Here is an 18,034-nt window from a genome sequence, read left to right as displayed (position 1 = left end):
CAGCTCAGGCCTTCCGCAGCTCGCCGTCGACGGTTTCGAGAAGCTCGTTCCAGGACGTCTCGAACTTCTCGACGCCCTCCTCCTCCAGCGCGCGGACGACGTCGTCGTAGTCGATGCCGGCCTGCTTGAGCGAGGCCATGACGTCCCACGCCTGCTGGTAGAAGGGGCGGATCGTGTCGCCCGAGATCCGGCCGTGGTCGGCCGAGGAGTCCAGCGTCTTCTCCGGCATGGTGTTGACGACCCCGGCCGTGACCAGCTGCTCCACGTACAGGGTGTCGGGGTAGTCGGGGTTCTTCACGCCGGTGGAGGCCCACAGCGGGCGCTGCGGGTGCGCGCCGGCCGCGCGCAGCGCCTGCCAGCGCGGCGAGTTCATGACCTCCTCGTACGCGGCGTACGCCAGGCGGGCGTTGGCCACGGCGGCCTTGCCCTTCAGCTCGGCGGCCTCCGGCGTGCCGATCTTGTCGAGGCGCTTGTCGATCTCGGTGTCGACGCGGCTCACGAAGAACGACGCGACCGACTCGATCGTGGCCAGGTTGAGGCCGTTGGCCTTCGCCTTCTCCAGCCCGCTCAGCCAGGCGTCCATCACCTGGCGGTAGCGCTCGAGCGAGAAGATCAGCGTGACGTTGACGCTGATGCCCTCGGAGATGGCCTGGGTGATCGCCGGCAGGCCCTCGACGGTCGCCGGGATCTTGATGTGCACGTTGGGCCGGTCGACCAGCCACCACAGCGCGCGGGCCTCGGCGATCGTCGCCTCGGTCTTGCGGGCCAGGCGCGGGTCCACCTCGATCGACACGCGCCCGTCGACGCCGCGGGTGGCGTCGAAGACCGGCCGCAGCACGTCGGCCGCCCAGCGGATGTCGAACGTGGTGATCGCGCGTACGGCCTCCTCGACCGTCACGCCGCGGGTGGCGAGGTCGCGCAGCTGCGCGTCGTAGGCGTCGCCCTTGCTCAGCGCCGAGGCGAAGATCGTGGGATTGGAGGTGACCCCCGTCACGTTCTTGTCGCGGATCAGGGCGGCGAGGTTGCCGGAGCGCAGCCGCTCCCTGCTGATGTCGTCGAGCCAGATGGAGACTCCGGCGTCCGTCAGCCGCTTCAGATTCTCATTCATCCTTCGTCCCTCAGTTTCCGGTCGTCTCGCCCTTGTCGGCGCCCGTCTTGGCCAGGCTGGCCTTGGCGGCGGCGACGACGCGGTCGGCGGTGAGGCCGAACTGCTCGTAGATCGTCTTGTACGGCGCGGAGGCGCCGAAGTGCTCGAGACCCAGGACCTCGCCCGCATCTCCCACGAACTCACGCCAGCCCAGCGTGATTCCCGCCTCGACCGCGACCCGGGCCTTGACGGCCGGGGGCAGCACGGTCTGCTTGTAGGCGGCGTCCTGCGCCCGGAACCACTCCACGCACGGCATGGAGACCACGCGGGTCGGAATGCCCTGCGACTCCAGGATCGTGCGGGCCTCGACGGCGAGCTGGACCTCGCTGCCGGTGCCGATGATCACGACCTCGGGCTGGCCGTTGGACGCGTCCTGCAGGACGTAACCGCCCCGCGCGACGGCGTCGGGGTCGCCCGTGCCGTCCAGGGTGGGGACGTTCTGCCGGGTCAGGGCGAGGCCCGCCGGGCGGTCGTTGTTCTCCAGGACGGCCTTCCACGCGGCCGCCGTCTCGTTGGCGTCGGCCGGGCGGACGACGTCCAGGCCGGGGATCGCGCGCAGCGCCCACAGGTGCTCGATCGGCTGGTGGGTCGGGCCGTCCTCGCCGAGACCGATCGAGTCGTGCGTCCAGACGTAGGTCACCGGCAGCTTCATCAGCGCGGCGAGCCGCACCGACGGCCGCATGTAGTCGCTGAAGACCAGGAACGTGCCGCCGTACGGGCGGGTGCCGTTGTGCAGCGCGATGCCGTTCAGGATCGCGCCCATGCCGTGCTCGCGGATGCCGAAGTGCAGCGTCCGGCCGTACCGGTTCCCCGGGAACTCCTTGGTCTGGTACTCGTCCGGGATGAAGGACGGCTCGCCCTTCATCGTGGTGTTGTTGGACTCCGCGAGGTCGGCCGAGCCGCCCCACAGCTCCGGCAGCACCGGCGCCAGCGCGCTCAGCACCTCGCCGGACGCCTTGCGGGTGGCGACCTGCGAGCCGATCTCGAACGACGGCAGCGCCTTGTCCCAGCCCTCCGGCAGCTTGCGCTTGGAGATGCGGTCGAACAGCTCCGCCCGCTCGGGGTTGGCCTCGCGCCAGCTCTGGTAACCCTTGTCCCATTCGGCGCGCAGGGCCCGGCCGCGGCCGACGACCTCACGCGCGTGGTCGAGCACCTCGGCGGGAACATCGAAGCTCTTGTCGGGGTCCATGCCGAGGACGCGCTTGGTCGCGGCGACCTCGTCGGCGCCCAGGGCCGAGCCGTGGATCTTGCCGGTGTTCTGCTTGTTCGGCGCCGGCCAGCCGATGATCGTGCGGAGCTTGATGAACGTCGGCCGCTCGGTCTCGGCACGGGCCGCCTCGAGCGCGTCGTACAGCGCCCGGACGTCCTCCTTGTACTCGCCGGTGGCGGTCCAGTCGACCTCCAGGACGTGCCAGCCGTACGCCTCGTAGCGCTTGACGATGTCCTCGGACAGGGCGATCTGGGTGTCGTCCTCGATGGAGATGTGGTTGGAGTCGAAGACCACGGCCAGGTTGCCGAGCTTCTGGTGACCCGCGAGGGCGCTGACCTCGTGGCTGATGCCCTCCTCGAGGTCGCCCTCCGAGGCGAAGCACCAGATCATGTGGTCGAACGGCGACGCGCCGGGCGCGGCGTCCGGGTCGAACAGGCCGCGCTCGCGGCGGGCCGCCATGGCCATGCCGACCGCGTTGCCGATGCCCTGGCCGAGCGGGCCGGTCGTGGTCTCCACGCCGGCCGTGTGGCCGTACTCGGGGTGGCCCGGAGTGAGGCTGCCCCACTGCCGGAGCGCCTTGAGGTCGTCCAGGGTCAGGCCGTAGCCGGACAGGTAGAGCTGAATGTAGAGCGTCAGGCTCGAATGCCCGCAGGAAAGGACGAACCTGTCTCGTCCCGCCCACTTGGGATCCGAGGGGTCATGACGCAGGACCCGCTGGAACAGAAGGTAGGCAGCGGGGGCGAGGCTCATCGCGGTGCCGGGGTGACCCGATCCCGCCTTCTCCACGGCGTCCATCGCCAGGGCCCGCACGACGTCGACCGCCTGCCGGTCAAGATCATTCCACTCAAGGCTTGCGCTGCTCAACTGCTCGATCCCCTCTTGTTTTCGCGCCGTTCTGGCATTTCCCGCCCACAGGGGACCCTAACGGGTTCCTCGTAATACCGTTTGGTAGCCACCTCGGTAACGGTGCCTGCGGCTTCGGCCCCGGTTCGGGGACCACCGCCGGTGGCGACTACAGTGATTGACCAAGTGCCGGCTGCTGCCCGGAGACCGGCTGCCCGGAGATCCGCCCTAATCAGAGGTTACGCGTTGACCCCGCACGTGTTGGAAGCGCCTTGACGGTCCTGACGAACAAGCAGACGGTGACCCCGCTCGGGTCCACCGCGACGGCCACGGCTCCCCGCTCCATCGGGGCGCTCGTGAAGGCCTATGTGGCGCTCACCAAGCCCCGGATCATCGAGCTGCTGCTGATCACGACCCTGCCGGTCATGTTCCTCGCGGCGCACGGCCTGCCCGACCTGTGGACCGCGACCGCCACCATGGTGTTCGGCACCCTGTCGGCGGGCAGCGCGAACGTCCTCAACTGCTACATCGACCGGGACATCGACCGGACGATGCGGCGCACCCGCAGGCGGCCGCTCGCCAAGCACGACGTGTCGCCGATGGGCGCGCTGATTTTCGGTGTGATTCTCGGCACTCTTTCCACGCTCGGGCTCGCGCTCACGGTCAACGGACTGGCCGCCGCGCTGTCGCTGGGCGCCATCCTGTTCTACGTCTTCGTGTACTCGCTGGTGCTCAAGCGGCGCACCTCGCAGAACATCGTGTGGGGCGGCATCGCGGGCTGCATGCCGGTGCTGATCGGCTGGGCCGGCATCACCGGCGGCCTGTCGTGGGCCCCGGTCGTGCTGTTCGGCGTCGTGTTCTTCTGGACGCCGCCGCACACCTGGACGCTCGCCATGCGCTACCGCGAGGACTACGCGGCGGCCGAGGTGCCCATGCTCCCGGTGGTGACCACCGAGCGCCGGGTCGTCCAGCAGGTCGTCGCCTACACCTGGGCCACCGTGCTGTGCTCGCTGCTGCTGTGGCCGATCGCCGGCACCTCCCTGCTCTACCCGGCCGCCGCGCTCGTGCTCGGCGCGGTCTGCCTGGTGGAGGTCTACCGCCTGCTCGGCCGGGTCAACGCCGGCAAGACCGGCGTCGATCTGCGCCCGATGCGGTTCTTCCACTGGTCGAACATCTACCTGGCGCTGCTGTTCCTCGCCGTCGCGCTCGACTCCCTGCTCGTCTGATCCTTTCCCGCCCGGCCCGCCTACGTCCGGTGTGCCGCCGGAATACGTCACAGCGCTGATGCCGTCCGACGCGTCCTTGCGTACGTTCGAGCCATGGAACGGATGGCGGCGTTGCGCGCCGCGTGGGCGCGGCCCGGCGGCGAACCTCGCCGGGTGGAACCGGTCGACGCCCTGTTCGCGGCCGTCCTCGGCGTCCTCGCCGCGCTGGGCTCTGCGTCCGCCCTGTCCGAGCGCGGCCTGCGGCTCGACGCGGCCGGGTACGCGCTGGTCGCGGTGGCGGCGGCCGGGCTCGTGGCGCGGCGGGCGTGGCCGCTCGCGGCCCTCGCGGTGACCTTCACGGCGACGATCGCCTTCCTGGCCCGCGGCCATCCGTACGCCCCGGCGCTCGAACTGACCTCGGTGGCGGTGTACTCGGTCGCCGCCTGGCGCCCCGAACGGGTGTCGGCGGCGGCGCTGGTGACGGTGACCGTCGCCTACCTGTCGTTCTCGTCCTGGACGGCGGCGCCGGACGCGCCGGAGATGGGCGTGCCCGCGCTGGCCGCCCTGTGGCTCCTCGCGCCGTGGGCGGCAGGGGCGGCCGTCCGCGCGTACCGCAGGGTCAGAGCGCGGGCCGCCGAGGCCGAACGCCTGGGCCACATCCAGGAGGAGCGCCTGCGGATGGCCCGGGAGGTGCACGACATCGTGGGCCACAGCCTCGCGGTCGTCAACATGCAGGCGGGAGTGGCCCTGCACGTGCTGCACAGACGGCCCGAGAGGGCCGAGGAGTCGCTGCGGGCCGTGCGGGAGGTCAGCGCTCAGGCGCTGGAGGAACTGCGGGCGGCGCTGCGGACGCTGCCGGGGACCGCGGACCCGGGCCTGGCCCCGGCGCCGGGACTGGAGCGGGTGCCGGAACTCGTCGACGCGATGCGGCGGGGCGGCCTGCCGGTGGACCTGGTCGTCGAGGGAGCGCGGCGCCGGGTGCCCGTGGCGGTGGACCTGGCCGGATATCGGATCGTGCAGGAGTCGCTGACCAACGTGGTGCGCCACGCCGGTGCGTCCCGGGCGGACGTGCGGGTGACGTACGGGCCGGACACGGTGTCGGTGACGGTGACCGACGACGGGACCGGTGACCTGGGGTATCAGGGTGGCGGGCAGGGCGGCGGGCACGGCCTGCCCGGCATGCGGGAGCGCGCGGCGTCGGTGGGCGGGACGCTGGAGGCCGGTCCGTGCCCGGGAGGCGGCTTCCGGGTCCTGGCCGTCCTGCCCTGTGGGCCGCGCCCCGGCGGGGTGATCCGCGGATGAGGCCGGCGGGGGACGGGCCCGGTCCCGTCATCCGGCTGGCCGTGGTGGACGACCAGGCGCTGGTGCGCATGGGCGTGCGCCTGCTGGTGGAGGACGAGCCGGACATCGACCTGGTGGCCGAGGCGGCGGACGGGGCCGCCGCGGTGGCCGCCGTCCGCCGGTGGCGTCCCGATGTGGTCCTCATGGACATCCGGATGCCGGTGCTCGACGGGATCGGGGCGCTGCGGCGGATCGTCGCGGAGGCCCCCGCGACCCGGGTGGTCATTTTGACGTCGTTCGACCTGGACGATCACGTGTTCGACGCGTTGCGGGCGGGCGCGTCGGGCTTCCTGCTGAAGAGCGCGGAGCCCGACGAGATGCTGCGGGCGGTGCGGGTGGTGGCCGAGGGCGAGTCCCTGCTGTCGCCCGCCGTCACCCGGCGGGTGATCGCGCGGTTCGCCGGGCGGCCGGGGCCGCCCGGCGAGGTCAGGGCTCGGCTGTCCGTGCTCACCGAGCGCGAGCGCGAGGTGGTCGGGTGGGTGGCGGCGGGCCTGTCCAACGACGAGATCGCGCGCAGGCTGGTGGTCAGCGCCGCCACCGTGCGCACGCACGTGGGCCGGGCGATGACGAAACTGGGCGCGCGGGACCGCGCCCAGCTCGTCGTGTTCGCCTATCAGGGCGGGCTGCCGATCCCCGAGGGCTGACTACGCGGACGCGGTGCGGGCACGGGACGGGCGGGCCACCAGGTCGCGGGGCCGATGTCGAGGGCCAGGGCGGGGACCAGGAGCGTGCGCACCACGAACGCGTCGACGAGCACGCCGAGCGCGACCAGCAGGCCGAGCTGGATGTTGAGGACCACCGGGGTGATGGTCAGGACCAGGAACGTCGCGGCGAGCACGACACCGGCACCGGTGATGACACCCCCGGTCGCGACGAGCGCGGTCACCGTTCCCTCCCGGTGACCACGCCGCGCGACCTCCTCGCGCGCCCGGGCCATGAGGAAGATCGTGTAGTCCACGCCCAGCGCGACCAGGAACAGGAAGCCGAGCGTGAGCGCGGTCTGGTCGGTGCGGGGGAACCCGAGGGCGTGGAACAGCAGCGTGGACAGGCCGGTCGCCGCGCCGGACGAGAGCAGGGCGCAGCCGAGCAGCAGCAGGGGCGCCACGACCGCGCGGAGCAGGACGCCGAGGACGAGGGTGACGACACCGATGACGAGAGGGGCGATCACCGCGAGGTCACGGTCCATCGCGGCGTCCCGGTCGATCAGCGCCGCGGTCTGGCCCCCGACCAGCGTGCCGGGCGCCGCCTGGGCGAGCCGGGCGCGCAACCCCGCCAACGACCGCCTGGCCGGCTCGCTCGCCGGGGCGTCGGCGAGCACGGCGGTGATCCGCACCCAGCGGCCCGAAGCGGAGGTCTCGGCCGCGCCGGTGGCGGCGATCCCGGGAGCCGTCCTGACCAGGGCGGCGACGGGTGCGGCGGCCCGCGCCGGGGCGTAGACGAGGGCGGGTGCGGTGGTGCCGCCGGGGAAGTGCGCGCGGATGATCTCCTGTCCGGCCGCCGACTCGGGCTTGCGGGTGAAGTTGTCGCCGCCGTCGAGGGCGCCGACCCGCAGAACGGCCGTGCCGCAGGTCAGCGCGGCGAGCGCGAGCCCGGCCAGGACCCAGGCGCGGCGCGGCCGCCGGGAGACGAGCGCTCCGATCCGCTGCCAGATCCGCGCCGCGCGGGCGCCGGGAACCCGGCGGCGGGGGATCGCGGGCCAGAAGACGCCCCGGCCCGCCGCCGTCAGGAGCGCCGGCAGCAGGGTGGTCATCGCCAGCAGCGCCGCCACGACGGCGACCGCGGCGAGCGGGCCGAGCCCCTTGGTGGAGTTCATGCCCGCCGCGAGCAGCGCCAGCGCGGCGAGGGCCATCGTCGCGGCGGAGGCGGCCACGGACGGCGCCGTGCGCCGTAGTGCGAGCGCCATCGCGTGGTGCCGGTCGGCATGCTCCGCCAGCTCCTCCCGATAGCGGGAGATCAGCAGGAGCGCGTAGTCGGTGCCGAGCCCGAAGACCAGGACGATCATCAGGATCGAACCCGAGCCGCTGACCACGGCGCCCGCCCTGCCGGCCACCACGGCGCCGGCCTGCGCGGTCACCGCGCCCGCCGCCACGCAGGCGAGGGGGACGAGCGGCAGGACCGGGCTGCGGTAGGCGACGAACAGGAGGAACGCGACCACCCCCACGGTGACCAGGGTCAGCGTCCCGTCGATCCGCCCGTTTGCGTCCGTCGCGTCCGCGCGGAAGGCGGCGGGCCCCGTGGCGGCCGCCGCGAGCCCGGCGGGCAGTCCGGCCCGGATGATCTGCCGGGCCCGGGCCACGATCTCCCCGGCCTCGCCGGTCTCCATGGCGCGGGCCGGCACCGGGACGGTCAGCGTGAGAGCCTCCCCGTCGGCCGAGGGCGCCGGGCCGGTCACGCTCCCGCCGGTGAGGGCCCGGAGCCGGTCCCGGTCGTGCCGCACGGCCTCGCGGTCGGCGGCGCTCAGGCCGCCCTCTCGTGCGTACACGAGGACCAGCGTGCTGTCGCGCCCGGCGGGGAACTCCCGTCTGGCCAGCTCCACGGCCCGGGTCGACGGGGCGCTCGCGGGCATCCAGTTGGCCTCGTCGTTGTCCTGCACCTGGCCGATGCCCCCGGCCAGCGCGCCGAGGGGAACGAGCATCACCAGCCAGGCGGCGATCACCGCCCACTTGCCGATCCGCCCGGCCGGCAGCCCGGCCAGGCGTCGCAACGTCACCATTTCGCACCTCTCGTCGTCCTGGATGGGACATCAACGGTGGTGCGCAGGGGGCGTCACGGGCGTCCCCCGTGGAACGTCACGTGCCGCTACGGCGCGGCGCGTACGCCCCGGGGGCCGTCCGCGCCGTGGTCAGATGGTGATGACGACCTTGCCGAACGCCTCCCCTGAGGCGTAATGGCGGTAGGCGTCGTGAGCCTGGTCGAAGGGGAATGTGCGGCCGACGACCGGGTGAAGGCCGTTGACCTCGATGGCTCGGTTCATGGCGAGGAACTGGGCTCGGCTGCCGACCGCGACGGCGCGCACGGTGGCGCCGGAGGCGAAGAGCGCGCGCGCATCGAGCGCGGGCGCGGTGCCGGAGACGAAGCCCACGCAGGCGACGTGCCCTGCCATCGCCACCGCCGTGAGGGACTGTTCCAGCAGGCCGGCGACGTCGACCACGCGGTCGGCGCCTCGCCCGCCGGTGAGTTCGCGGACCCTCGCCGGCCAGTCGGGGACGGCCCGGTAGTCGATGACCTCGTCCGCGCCGAGGGCGAGCAGGCGGGCCGCCTTCTCGGGGCTGCTGGTGGTGGCGATCACCCGGGCGCCGAGCGTCTTGGCGAACTGCAGGGCGAACAGCGACACCCCGCCCGATCCCTGCGTCACCACGGTCTGGCCAGGACGCAGGCCGTCCCCGCCGGTCACGGCGTTCCAGGCGGTGACCGCGGCGCACGGGAGCGTCGCCGCCTCCTGATAAGACAGGTGGCCGGGGACGGGCACCAGGGCGTCCTGGTCGACCACGGCGCGTTCGGTGAGCATGCCGTCCAGCGAGCCACCGCGCTGAGGCAGGTGCTCGATGCCGAACGGGCCGTCCTGCCAGCTGGGGAAGAGGGTGGCGGTGACCCGCTCGCCGATCAGCCGCGGGTCGACCCCCGGCCCGACCGACACGATGTCGCCGGCGCCGTCGGACAGCGGGACCACGTCCGGTTTCACCGGCAGGACGTAGTCGCCGCGGGCGATCATCAGTTCCCGGAAGCTCAAAGACGCCGCGCGTACGGCGACGACGACCTGACCGGCGCCGGGGACCGGGTCGGGGTGGTCTCTGATCGTCAGACCCGCGAGCCCGGCGCCGCTGTCGAGGTGGTAGCTGCGCATGGTCAGGCCTGGGCCTCGGTGTCCGTGGCGAGGGGGACGGGGGCGCCGGTCTTGCTGTAGCCGAGGGCCTCGATGATTCTCCCGTCGCGGACCCGCATGAGGTTCACGCCGCGCACCGAGTCGTCGGGGCCGTCGCCGAAGCGGTAGCGCCACAGGATCGTCGCGCGGTCGCCGTCGACCCAGACCTGCTCGGGCCCGAACTGCGTGGTGCGGTCGTCGGCGAGCGTCCGCCAGAACGTCAGGCACGCCTGGCGACCCTCGACGCGCTCCCCGTCGGGAGCCGGCTGGATCGCCTCCATCACGCAGTCCTCGGCGATCAGGTCGTCGAGGACCTCGGGGTCGTGGTGGACGAACGCGTGGTTGAAACGGTCGATGACCTCGGCCGTGGTCAAGTGCGGCACATCGGCTCCTGGGAAGAGATAGAACATTCGGTCTATGGATTTATATCGACCAGTCGATCTACTCGTCAACAGGGCGCGAGGACGGCGCCCAGCCGTGACGCGCCGGAGCGTCAGGCGCGGTAGGTGCGGCGGACGTTGTCGTCGGGCGTGGGCAGGCGCTCGGCGGCGGGGCCTTCGGCGAAGCCCTTCAGCAGGTTGGTCGTCGCGGCGGTGACGAAGGCCCGCGTACGCGCGTCGATCCCGTGCGCCCGCGGCAGGTCGCGGGTGCGGGCCATGAGCGTCTCTGCCCACCGCATGGTCCCCGAGGCGAACACCCCGGCCCCGCTCGGGACGGTGTAGTAGGCCGCGTCGGCGAAGCTGGGCCGTCCCACACAGGTCACCGGCGAGTGGGCGAGGATCTGCAGCGGCCGAGGCGTCGGCACGTCCGTGTTCACCCGGTCGTACTCCACGCCCACGAGGTGGGGGAACGCGTCGCCGCGGCGCACGCCGGTGCCCGCGAAGATCCAGTGGCGGGGCTCGTGCACCACGAACGGCGCGTCCACCGGATAGCCGTCGTAGTAGACCCCGATGAGCGACGACTCGGGATCGGCCTTCGGCGCCGCCCGGAAGTCGGTCGTCGCGAGCGACGGGCGCGTGCGGACCAGCGGGTCGAGGTCCACCGCGGTCTTGTAGCAGACCACCAGCTTGCCGTCCTCCTCCATCCGGACGCGGCGGTAGCAGGTGTTGGCGCCCAGGAAGGCCAGGTTGGCGCCCGCGTCGCGGGCCTCGGTCACGGTGCGGCGCACCCCGGGCGTCCAGTACTCGTCGTGCCCGAGGAAGATCACGGCGGAGGCGCCGGTGAGCACGTCGTCGCCGGCCTCCAGGTCGCCGCCCGTCGTGTACGCCAGGGGCAGGCCGAGCCGTTCGGCCAGCGCCACCACCGGCCGCTCGTGGATGAGGAACTTCTCCATGCCGGTGCTGTCGTAGGGCCGGTCGAAGCTGACCGCGAGCGAGCGGCTCTCGTAGCGGCCGTCCTCGCCGTAGTAGAGGCTGTAGCCGCCCCACCGGTTGTACGCCTGCCAGGTGGGGGTGGCGTGGACCAGGACCGTGCGACCGGCCCCGGAGGCCGAGCGCACGACCAGCGGCACGTACCGCTGGTAGCCGCGCTCGGTGTCCAGGCGCAGCAGATAGGCCCCCTCAGGCCAGCCTTCCGTGGACACGGTCAGGGAGCGCCGCCACCCGGCCCGTACGGTGCGGGTGTCGCCGGCGAGCCGTCCGCGGCCCTGGTCGCGTCCCCTCATCCACCCCGAGCGCCACACCTGGCGGGCGAGCGTCCCGCCGTACCAGCCCATCCGGTAGGCCGTGACCCGGTAGCGCTCCTCCGTGGTGGAGACGTGCAGCCCGAACGACTCCCCGGGCAGCACGCTCGCCCGGTCGCCGTAGCCCTCGATCGCCTCGTCGGGGCCGTGCCTGCGCACCCGCCAGCCGGGGTCGCCGGGCAGCAGCCGTTCCGCCACCGGCTTCCTGCTGGGCGACGTGGAGGTGGAAGAAGGCGACGGGGAGGCGGGAGTGGAGCTTTCCCGGGACCCGGGCGCGCATGCGGCGACCGAGCCGACGGCGGCGGCGCACGCGATGCGGAGGAAACCGCGTCGTCCGAGCTCGTCACGTGGTGCGACATCCATGATCGCCCATTGTGCCCGCAACCGGGGCGTGCCCGGGACCGACGGCCCGCCCGGCCTGCGAGATACTTGCCCCGGCACGGAATGCATGGGGATCTTTTGGAGCCGGAGGAGGACCGCGGCGGGCGTGGTCGGTTACAGTCGCACAGTGGCAGGCCTCGACCCCCGCGCCGTTCTCAGGGAGCGTCCGTCCATCGGCCTCATCGTGGGTCTGGTCGTCGCCGGAATCTGCGCCCTGGTGTCGTTCTCCTTCGACATCATCAACGGCGAGCCGGTCCAGTTCTTCATCGCGCTCGGGCTCGCCGTGGCGCCGGTGCCGTTGCTGCTCGCGGGCGTGCTCGCCCTCGACCGCATGGAACCGGAGCCGCGCAGCAACCTGATATTCGCCTTCGCCTGGGGCGCCGGCATCGCCGTCCTGCTCGCCGGCGTGCTCAACTCTCTCAACCTCGTCTACGTGGCCCACCAGCTCGGGGACACGACCAGCGCGCGCAACCTCGTCGCCACGTTCGGCGCCCCGCCCGTGGAGGAGACGGCCAAGGGGCTGGTCCTGCTCGGGCTGCTGTGGTTCCGGCGGCAGGAGCTGGACGGGCCCACCGACGGGATCATCTACGCCAGCATGGTCGGGCTCGGCTTCGCCATGTCGGAGAACGTCAGCTACTACCTGGCCGCCCTGGAGGAGAACGGCGCGCAGGGGCTGGCTGCCACGCTCGTGCTGCGGGCCGTGCTGTCGCCGTTCGCCCATCCGCTGTTCACCTCCCTGATCGGCATCGCCGTGGCGTACGCCGCCCAGCGCGGGGGCGCGGTGGGGGTCGTCGTCATCGTCATCGGGTGGATCGGCGCCATGCTGCTGCACGGCCTCTGGAACGGCTTCGCCTCCTTCGGCGGCCTCGGCGGGCTCGCCATCGCCTACCTGCTGCTGATGATCCTGCTCATCGTCGAGATCATCGTGATCTTCCGGGACAGGCGGCGGATCGTCGGCCTGATCCACCACTACCTGCCGCCGTACGAGCGCAACGGGCTGATCAACCAGGCCGACATCTTCATGCTGTCGTCCCTGCGCCGGCGGCGGCAGGCCAGGGCGTGGGCCAAGGCCCACGGCGGCAGGGCCGGGGCACGCGCGATGATCGACTACCAGGTCGCCTCCACCGAGCTCGGGCTGCTGCACGCCCGTGCGGCCCGGGGCGGGGTGGACGAGGAGACCTTCCGCGTTCAGCAGCGGTCGCTCGCGAATCTCATGGCCTACGCCCGGCTGTCGTTCCCGCTGCCGGAACGCCACCAGGCGAACGCCGCGCGGGGGGTGCCCCCGCCGGGGTACGCGCCGGGCGCCCCGCCCCCGGGCCGGTGGCCCGGCGCCAGCCCCGCCGTGCCGCCCTGGTACGGACAGCAGCCGGGCGGGCCGGGCAACCGGCGGCAACCGGGCGGGCCGGGCTACGGCCCGCCGCCGGGAGGGCCGCCTCCCGGGTACGGGCACCCGCCGGGCGGTCCCGGACAGCCACCCGGTCCGCCGCAGGGCCCGCCCCAGGGTGGCCTCGGTCCCGGCGCCGGGCCGGGTCCGGGGCCCGGCGACCCGCGGCGCTGATCCGCTCGGCACGGTCGCGGTACCGCTTGGCCCGGACGGCCGGTGCGTGTTTCAATCACTGTGCGCGGTGGCCACTTGATGGGTGGGCTCCAGGAGGGCGTGCGGCGATGCCGCATGCGTTCTTCTCGTACGACAGCCCGAGACGGCGCGGCCTTCCCCCGAAGGCGTGCCCGCCCACCATGAGGAGAACCCCCAACCATGAGCACCACAGCGCAATCCCCGCGTTGGAGATCGCTGTCCCTGAGGTCCGGGCGAAAACTCGCCGTGCTCGCCGCGGTGGCGGCCGTGCTCGCCGGCCTCGTCGCGGTCCTGACGCAGACCGCGGCCGAGGCGCACGGCGCCCTGCAGGCCCCCGCGAGCCGCACGTACGCGTGCTACACCGACGGCCTCACCGGCGGCCAGATCATCCCGAACAACCCCGCCTGCAAGGACGCCGTGGCGGCCGGTGGCACCCAGCCCCTCTACGACTGGTATGGCGTGCTCCGCTCCGACGGGGGCGGCCGCACCCGGGGCTTCATCCCCGACGGCCAGCTGTGCAGCGGCGGTTTCAGCAAGTACGCCGCCTACGACGCGCCCAGGACCGACTGGCCGACCACCACGCTGAAGGCCGGCAGCACGTACGACTTCGTCTACGGCGCGTGGGTGCCGCACCCCGGCGGCTTCAAGCTCTACGTCACCAAGGACGGCTACGACCCGACCAAGCCGCTGACGTGGGCCGACATGGAGGAGCAGCCGTTCCTCACGGCCGACCCCGAGCCCGCGGTCACCAACGGCGCCTACCGCTTCTCCGGCAAGCTGCCCAACAAGAGCGGCAGGCACATCATCTACGCGGTCTGGTACCGGTCCGACAGCCAGGAGACCTTCTACGGCTGCTCGGACGTGAACTTCATCAACGACGGCGTCTCGCCCAGCCCCTCGCCGAGCGCCTCGCCCACCAGGAGCCCGTCGCCGAGCCCTTCGCCGAGCGCCTCGCCCACCAGGAGCCCGTCGCCGAGCCCCTCGGCCTCCCCGACGTCCGGGAACCCGGCGTGCACGGCCACGGTGAAGCTGACCAACACCTGGCAGGGCGGCTTCCAGGGCGAGGTCACGATCAAGAACACCGGCACGGCCCCGCTCAACGGCTGGTACGTCCAGTGGCAGATGTCGAACGGCGCGACGATCACCCAGGCGTGGAACGGGACGTCCATGCAGAGCGGGCCGTTCGCGATGATCCACGCGCCGGAATGGAACTCCTCGCTGGCCCCGGGGGCCTCGGCCACGGCCGGGTTCCTCGGCAGCGGGTCGGCCACGCCGTCGATCAGCGACATCAGCTGCGGCTGAGCGGCGCCTGATCGCGCCGGGCACGGCCCGGCGCCGGAGCCCGCGGGAGACGCCCGGGGAGCCGTCACGGCGGCGCCCCGGGCGTTGCGCGATGGGTGGACGGAGGAGGATCCGCCTCGTACCCGCGGTGCGATAGCCACTGTGGGTGTGGCCTCACCTCCCTCTGGGGATGGTGGGAGCGCTCCCACGTGGCCCGGACCCTAACGCGCCGCGCCGTCACCGGCCAGTGGACGCACCCGCGCCCGTCCTGTCCGCCCAGCTCAGGGCGCGTCGCCCGATGAAAGTTTCGTCCTGCCGGCCGCCGGGCCGCTGACCCTCAAAGGGGGAATTCAGCCGGCCAGCGCGCGATCGAGCGCGGTTTCGCGACGGCCGAGAAAACGCGGCGAGGAGTGCAGGACCAGACTGTCCAGCAGGCCCTTGGCGGAGGCGGGGAACTCCCTGACGGCGTAGGCCGCCGTCTCCATCGGCCAGTCGTGGCTGGAGTCGTCGCCGACGCCGAACGCGTCCAGCCCGGCCGCGCGGCACAGCGCGACGGCCCGCGGGAGGTGGAACACCTGGGTCACGACGACGAGACGGGACGCGCCGAAGATCTCCTTGGCCCGTACGCAGGAGTCCCACGTGTCGAACCCGGCGTAGTCGAGCACGATCCTTCCGGCCGGGACGCCGTGCGAGATCAGGTAGTCACGCATGATCGAGGGCTCGTCGTAGTCCTTGCGGCTGTTGTCGCCCGACAGCAGCAGGGCCCGCACCCTGCCCGTGCGGTACAGCTCGGCCGCGATGTCGAGCCGGGCGCCCAGCATCGCGCTGGGCTTCCCGTTCCAGACGCCCGCGCCCAGCACGAGCGCGGCCGGCATCGCGGGCACCTCGGCGGTCCAGCGCGTGCCCGGCTCGGCCGTGACCCGATGGGCGGCGCTCGTCAGCCAGACCCAGGTCATCGGCGCCAGCGGCAGCACGCTCAGGGCGACCAGCCCCTGGAAACCCCGGCGCAGGGCCGTACGCGACCAGGTCCAGGGGCGGGCGACCCGGGACAGGACGCCCGCGCGCGACGAGGAGCCCGATGATCCCCCCACCGGGAGTCACACCCCCGCGTGGTGGAGCTCCGGCTGCTCGGGAGCGGGGGCGGGGGCCGGGCCCCGGGTCCGCATCAGGAAGACGACGCGCAGCGCGCAGACCCACACGAGCGTGGCTCCCAGCACGTGCAGGAGCACCAGGGCCGCGGGGACGGCGAGGAAGTACTGCACGTACCCGATCACGCCCTGGGACAGCTCCACCCCGAGCAGCGCGAGCGCGCCGCGCCGGGCGCGGCCGGGGGAGTCGCTGACGCGCAGGGCGAACAGCAGGGCGAACGTCAGCCCGACGACGACGTAGGCGATGTCGGTGTGCAGCCGCACCACGCTCTGGATGTCGAAGCCGAAGCGGGAGGCCGCCTCGTCTCCCGAGTGCGGCCCGGTGCCGGTCACCACCACCCCGGCCAGCAGCAGCGCGAAGGCCGCCGCGGCCAGCACGTACGCGAGCGTGCGGATGTCCTTGTGGACCAGCCGCTGCGCCGGGGCGTCGCCCTCGCCCGCCCGGGCGAACAGCACGACGGCGGCGGCGGTCATGCCGATGGACAGCAGGAAGTGGACGCTGACGGTCACCGGGTTGAGCATCGTGTGGACCACGACCCCGCCCCACAGGGCCTGGACGAGGACGCCGGCCGGCTGCACCAGCGCGAGCCGCAGCAGGACCGGGCGGCCGCGCTCGCCCCGCGACAGCCGCCACGCGGCGACCACACACGCGGCCGCGACCGCGAGCACGAGGAACGACAGCAGCCGGTTGCCGAACTCGATCGCCATGTTGAGCGGCGCGTGCGTGTCGATCCTCGCCGGCACGAAGCTGTCGGGCGTGCAGCGCGGCCAGGTCGGGCAGCCGAGGCCGGAACCGGTGACGCGGACGGCGGCGCCGGTGACGGTGATGCCGACGTTGACCACGATCGCCGCCAGGGCCCACCGCCGCATCGACTCGTTCGTCGGGAACGTGAACGAGCGATACAGGGCGAGCAGCGTGCCGCGGATCCGGTCAGTCGTGGGATTCACGGAATTCATCGTAGGCGGCCCTGGGGGTGGTCCCCTCTCCGGGCCGCGCGCCGCCGGCGGGGGCCCGCGCCGCCCCCGCTCCCCAGGCCCGCCTGGGGACGCGCTGATCGTTTCCCCCGGCAGGGGCCGGTACGATCGGCCGTACGGGACCGAGGAGGGCGGTGGCCGGTCGATGGGCGCGGCGTGGAACGGACCGGCGGGCCGCGAGCGTGACGACCTCCGCGTGCCGGGCGCCGGAGCGCGGCAGAACCTGCGCGAGCAGGTGGCGCAGGCGCTGCGCGACGCGCTGGTGGCCGGGGAGATGCGGCCCGGCGCCGTCTATTCGGCCCCCGCGCTGGCGGCCAGGTTCGGGGTCTCGGCCACACCGGTGCGAGAGGCGATGCTCGACCTCGCCAAGGAGGGACTGTTCGAGGCCCTGCGCAACAAGGGCTTCCGGGTCGCCGAGGTGTCCGAGCGCGACCTCGACGAGATCATCGAGATCAGGCGGCTGATCGAGGTGCCCACGGTGGCCAGGCTCGCCGCGGAGTCCCCGGGCGCGCGGGCCGAGGCGCTGCGCCCGATCGCCGAGGAGATCGTCTCGGCTGCCGCAAGGGGCGACCTGCTCGCCTACGTGGCCGCTGACCAGCGGTTCCACCTCGCGCTGCTGGCCCTGTCGGGCAACGCCCGGCTGGTCGAGACGGTCAGGGACCTGCGCGCCCGGGCCCGGCTCTACGGGCTGCGCGGGCTGCCCGACGCGCGGATGCTGGCGGCCTCGGCGCGCGAGCACCTCGATCTCCTCGACGCCCTCGTACGCGGCGACGCCCAGGCGGCCGAGCGCCTGATGAACCACCATCTCCAGCACGTGCGCGCGATCTGGTCGGCCGACTCGCCGCAGCCGGGGGCCGGGCCGTACGGGTAGGCGAGAGGTCGCCGGCGCGGCCGGCGCGGCCCGGGAAAGCGGCCCGGGAAAACGGGAGGCGTCGGCGGGCGCGCCCTTCCTAGGATCAAGCGCGTGGACACGCCGAGCCAGGTCGACCTCGCCGCCGACCGCGATCTGCTGGCGGAGATCTACCGCCTGCGCGCGGAGTGCCATCGTCTCGACGCGCCTGAGGAGCCGTTCGCGACCGAGCAGGTATGGCGGGGCGTCGTACTGCACCCGCCGGCGCCCGTGACCCGCCTGCACTGGGTTGCCGGGGACTGGGTTGCCGAGGACTGGGTTGCCGAGGACTGGGTCGCCGAGCGAGGAGCCGTCGAGGGCGGGTATGCGGGGCTGTCGTGGATCCGCGGGGCCGCGGGCGCCTCGGTGGAGATCTGCGTGGCACCGTCCCGACCTGGATCAAGCGGGAGTCGTTGCGGCTGCCGGCCGCGGACCGGCCCGACGTCGCCCTGGTGACCACCGCGAACGACGCGTCGAACGCCGCGATCCTCGCGG

15 protein-coding genes are annotated in these 18,034 nt (G+C 73.1%); 7 read left to right on the top strand and 8 right to left on the bottom strand.

The genetic code is table 11. From position 1 onward, the window contains the following. Positions 1–4: 4 nt before the first annotated feature. Positions 5–1,108, bottom strand: coding sequence for a transaldolase (gene tal / locus ABZ860_RS19530; RefSeq protein ID WP_357221951.1), 1,104 nt, complete (start codon positions 1,106–1,108; stop codon positions 5–7). 10 nt (positions 1,109–1,118) lie between these two features. After that, positions 1,119–3,230 (bottom strand): transketolase, encoded by a 2,112-nt coding sequence (tkt, locus tag ABZ860_RS19525; RefSeq protein WP_357222054.1) that lies wholly within the window; start codon positions 3,228–3,230, stop codon positions 1,119–1,121. 251 nt (positions 3,231–3,481) lie between these two features. Here tkt and ABZ860_RS19520 point away from each other — a divergent pair, with 251 nt between their 5' ends. The 3 genes from ABZ860_RS19520 to ABZ860_RS19510 all read left to right on the top strand — a co-directional run bounded on the left by ABZ860_RS19520 (position 3,482) and on the right by ABZ860_RS19510 (position 6,390). Further along, positions 3,482–4,426: a heme o synthase gene (locus ABZ860_RS19520; protein WP_357222052.1), complete on the top strand. Its 945-nt coding sequence runs from the start codon at positions 3,482–3,484 to the stop codon at positions 4,424–4,426. A 93-nt stretch (positions 4,427–4,519) separates the two neighbouring features. Next, positions 4,520–5,707: a sensor histidine kinase gene (locus ABZ860_RS19515; RefSeq protein ID WP_357221949.1), complete on the top strand. Its 1,188-nt coding sequence runs from the start codon at positions 4,520–4,522 to the stop codon at positions 5,705–5,707. After that, positions 5,704–6,390, top strand: coding sequence for a response regulator transcription factor (locus tag ABZ860_RS19510; protein ID WP_357221947.1), 687 nt, complete (start codon positions 5,704–5,706; stop codon positions 6,388–6,390). Before ABZ860_RS19515 ends, ABZ860_RS19510 begins: the two co-directional genes overlap by 4 nt. Here ABZ860_RS19510 and ABZ860_RS19505 read toward each other — a convergent pair. The 4 genes from ABZ860_RS19505 to ABZ860_RS19490 all read right to left on the bottom strand — a co-directional run bounded on the left by ABZ860_RS19505 (position 6,360) and on the right by ABZ860_RS19490 (position 11,652). Beyond that, positions 6,360–8,459 carry an MMPL family transporter gene (locus ABZ860_RS19505; RefSeq protein ID WP_357221945.1) on the bottom strand — a complete coding sequence of 700 codons (2,100 nt, stop codon included), beginning with the start codon at positions 8,457–8,459 and terminating at the stop codon, positions 6,360–6,362. The two genes, ABZ860_RS19510 and ABZ860_RS19505, sit on opposite strands and share 31 nt — an antisense overlap. Before the next feature lie 129 nt (positions 8,460–8,588). Further along, positions 8,589–9,590: an NAD(P)-dependent alcohol dehydrogenase gene (locus tag ABZ860_RS19500; protein ID WP_357221943.1), complete on the bottom strand. Its 1,002-nt coding sequence runs from the start codon at positions 9,588–9,590 to the stop codon at positions 8,589–8,591. A gap of 2 nt (positions 9,591–9,592) precedes the next feature. Beyond that, positions 9,593–9,991, bottom strand: a complete 399-nt coding sequence (locus ABZ860_RS19495; RefSeq protein WP_357221941.1) for a nuclear transport factor 2 family protein — start codon at positions 9,989–9,991, stop codon at positions 9,593–9,595. A 110-nt stretch (positions 9,992–10,101) separates the two neighbouring features. Next, positions 10,102–11,652 carry a N,N-dimethylformamidase beta subunit family domain-containing protein gene (locus ABZ860_RS19490; protein WP_357221939.1) on the bottom strand — a complete coding sequence of 517 codons (1,551 nt, stop codon included), beginning with the start codon at positions 11,650–11,652 and terminating at the stop codon, positions 10,102–10,104. A 145-nt stretch (positions 11,653–11,797) separates the two neighbouring features. On the opposite strand from ABZ860_RS19490, the gene ABZ860_RS19485 reads away from it, so the two are divergent. After that, entirely contained in the window at positions 11,798–13,228 is a 1,431-nt protein-coding gene (locus tag ABZ860_RS19485; protein WP_357221937.1) for a PrsW family intramembrane metalloprotease, read from the top strand. Between the two features lie 198 nt (positions 13,229–13,426). Beyond that, complete coding sequence (locus tag ABZ860_RS19480) at positions 13,427–14,548, top strand: lytic polysaccharide monooxygenase (RefSeq protein ID WP_357221935.1); 1,122 nt, start codon at positions 13,427–13,429, stop codon at positions 14,546–14,548. A gap of 329 nt (positions 14,549–14,877) precedes the next feature. Here ABZ860_RS19480 and ABZ860_RS19475 read toward each other — a convergent pair whose 3' ends face one another. After that, the gene (locus ABZ860_RS19475) at positions 14,878–15,618 is read right to left on the bottom strand and encodes an ElyC/SanA/YdcF family protein (protein ID WP_357221933.1); all 741 of its coding nucleotides are present in this window, start codon (positions 15,616–15,618) and stop codon (positions 14,878–14,880) included. Positions 15,619–15,624: 6 nt separating this feature from the next. Then, positions 15,625–16,632: a COX15/CtaA family protein gene (locus ABZ860_RS19470; RefSeq protein WP_357221931.1), complete on the bottom strand. Its 1,008-nt coding sequence runs from the start codon at positions 16,630–16,632 to the stop codon at positions 15,625–15,627. Between the two features lie 163 nt (positions 16,633–16,795). Between ABZ860_RS19470 and ABZ860_RS19465 the strand changes: the two genes are divergently transcribed. Together ABZ860_RS19465 and ABZ860_RS19460 are read left to right on the top strand one after the other, a co-directional pair. Further along, positions 16,796–17,521, top strand: coding sequence for a GntR family transcriptional regulator (locus ABZ860_RS19465; protein ID WP_357221929.1), 726 nt, complete (start codon positions 16,796–16,798; stop codon positions 17,519–17,521). Positions 17,522–17,614: 93 nt separating this feature from the next. After that, on the top strand, positions 17,615–17,995 hold the full coding sequence (locus ABZ860_RS19460) for a hypothetical protein (RefSeq protein WP_357221927.1): 381 nt from the start codon (positions 17,615–17,617) through the stop codon (positions 17,993–17,995). Positions 17,996–18,034 lie beyond the last annotated feature (39 nt).

Origin of the sequence: Microbispora sp. NPDC046973 (assembly GCF_040644495.1) — a bacterium.
Lineage (GTDB): Bacteria > Actinomycetota > Actinomycetes > Streptosporangiales > Streptosporangiaceae > Microbispora.
Note: the sequence above shows the minus strand (reverse complement) of the source record. Positions and strands in the feature narration are given on the sequence as shown.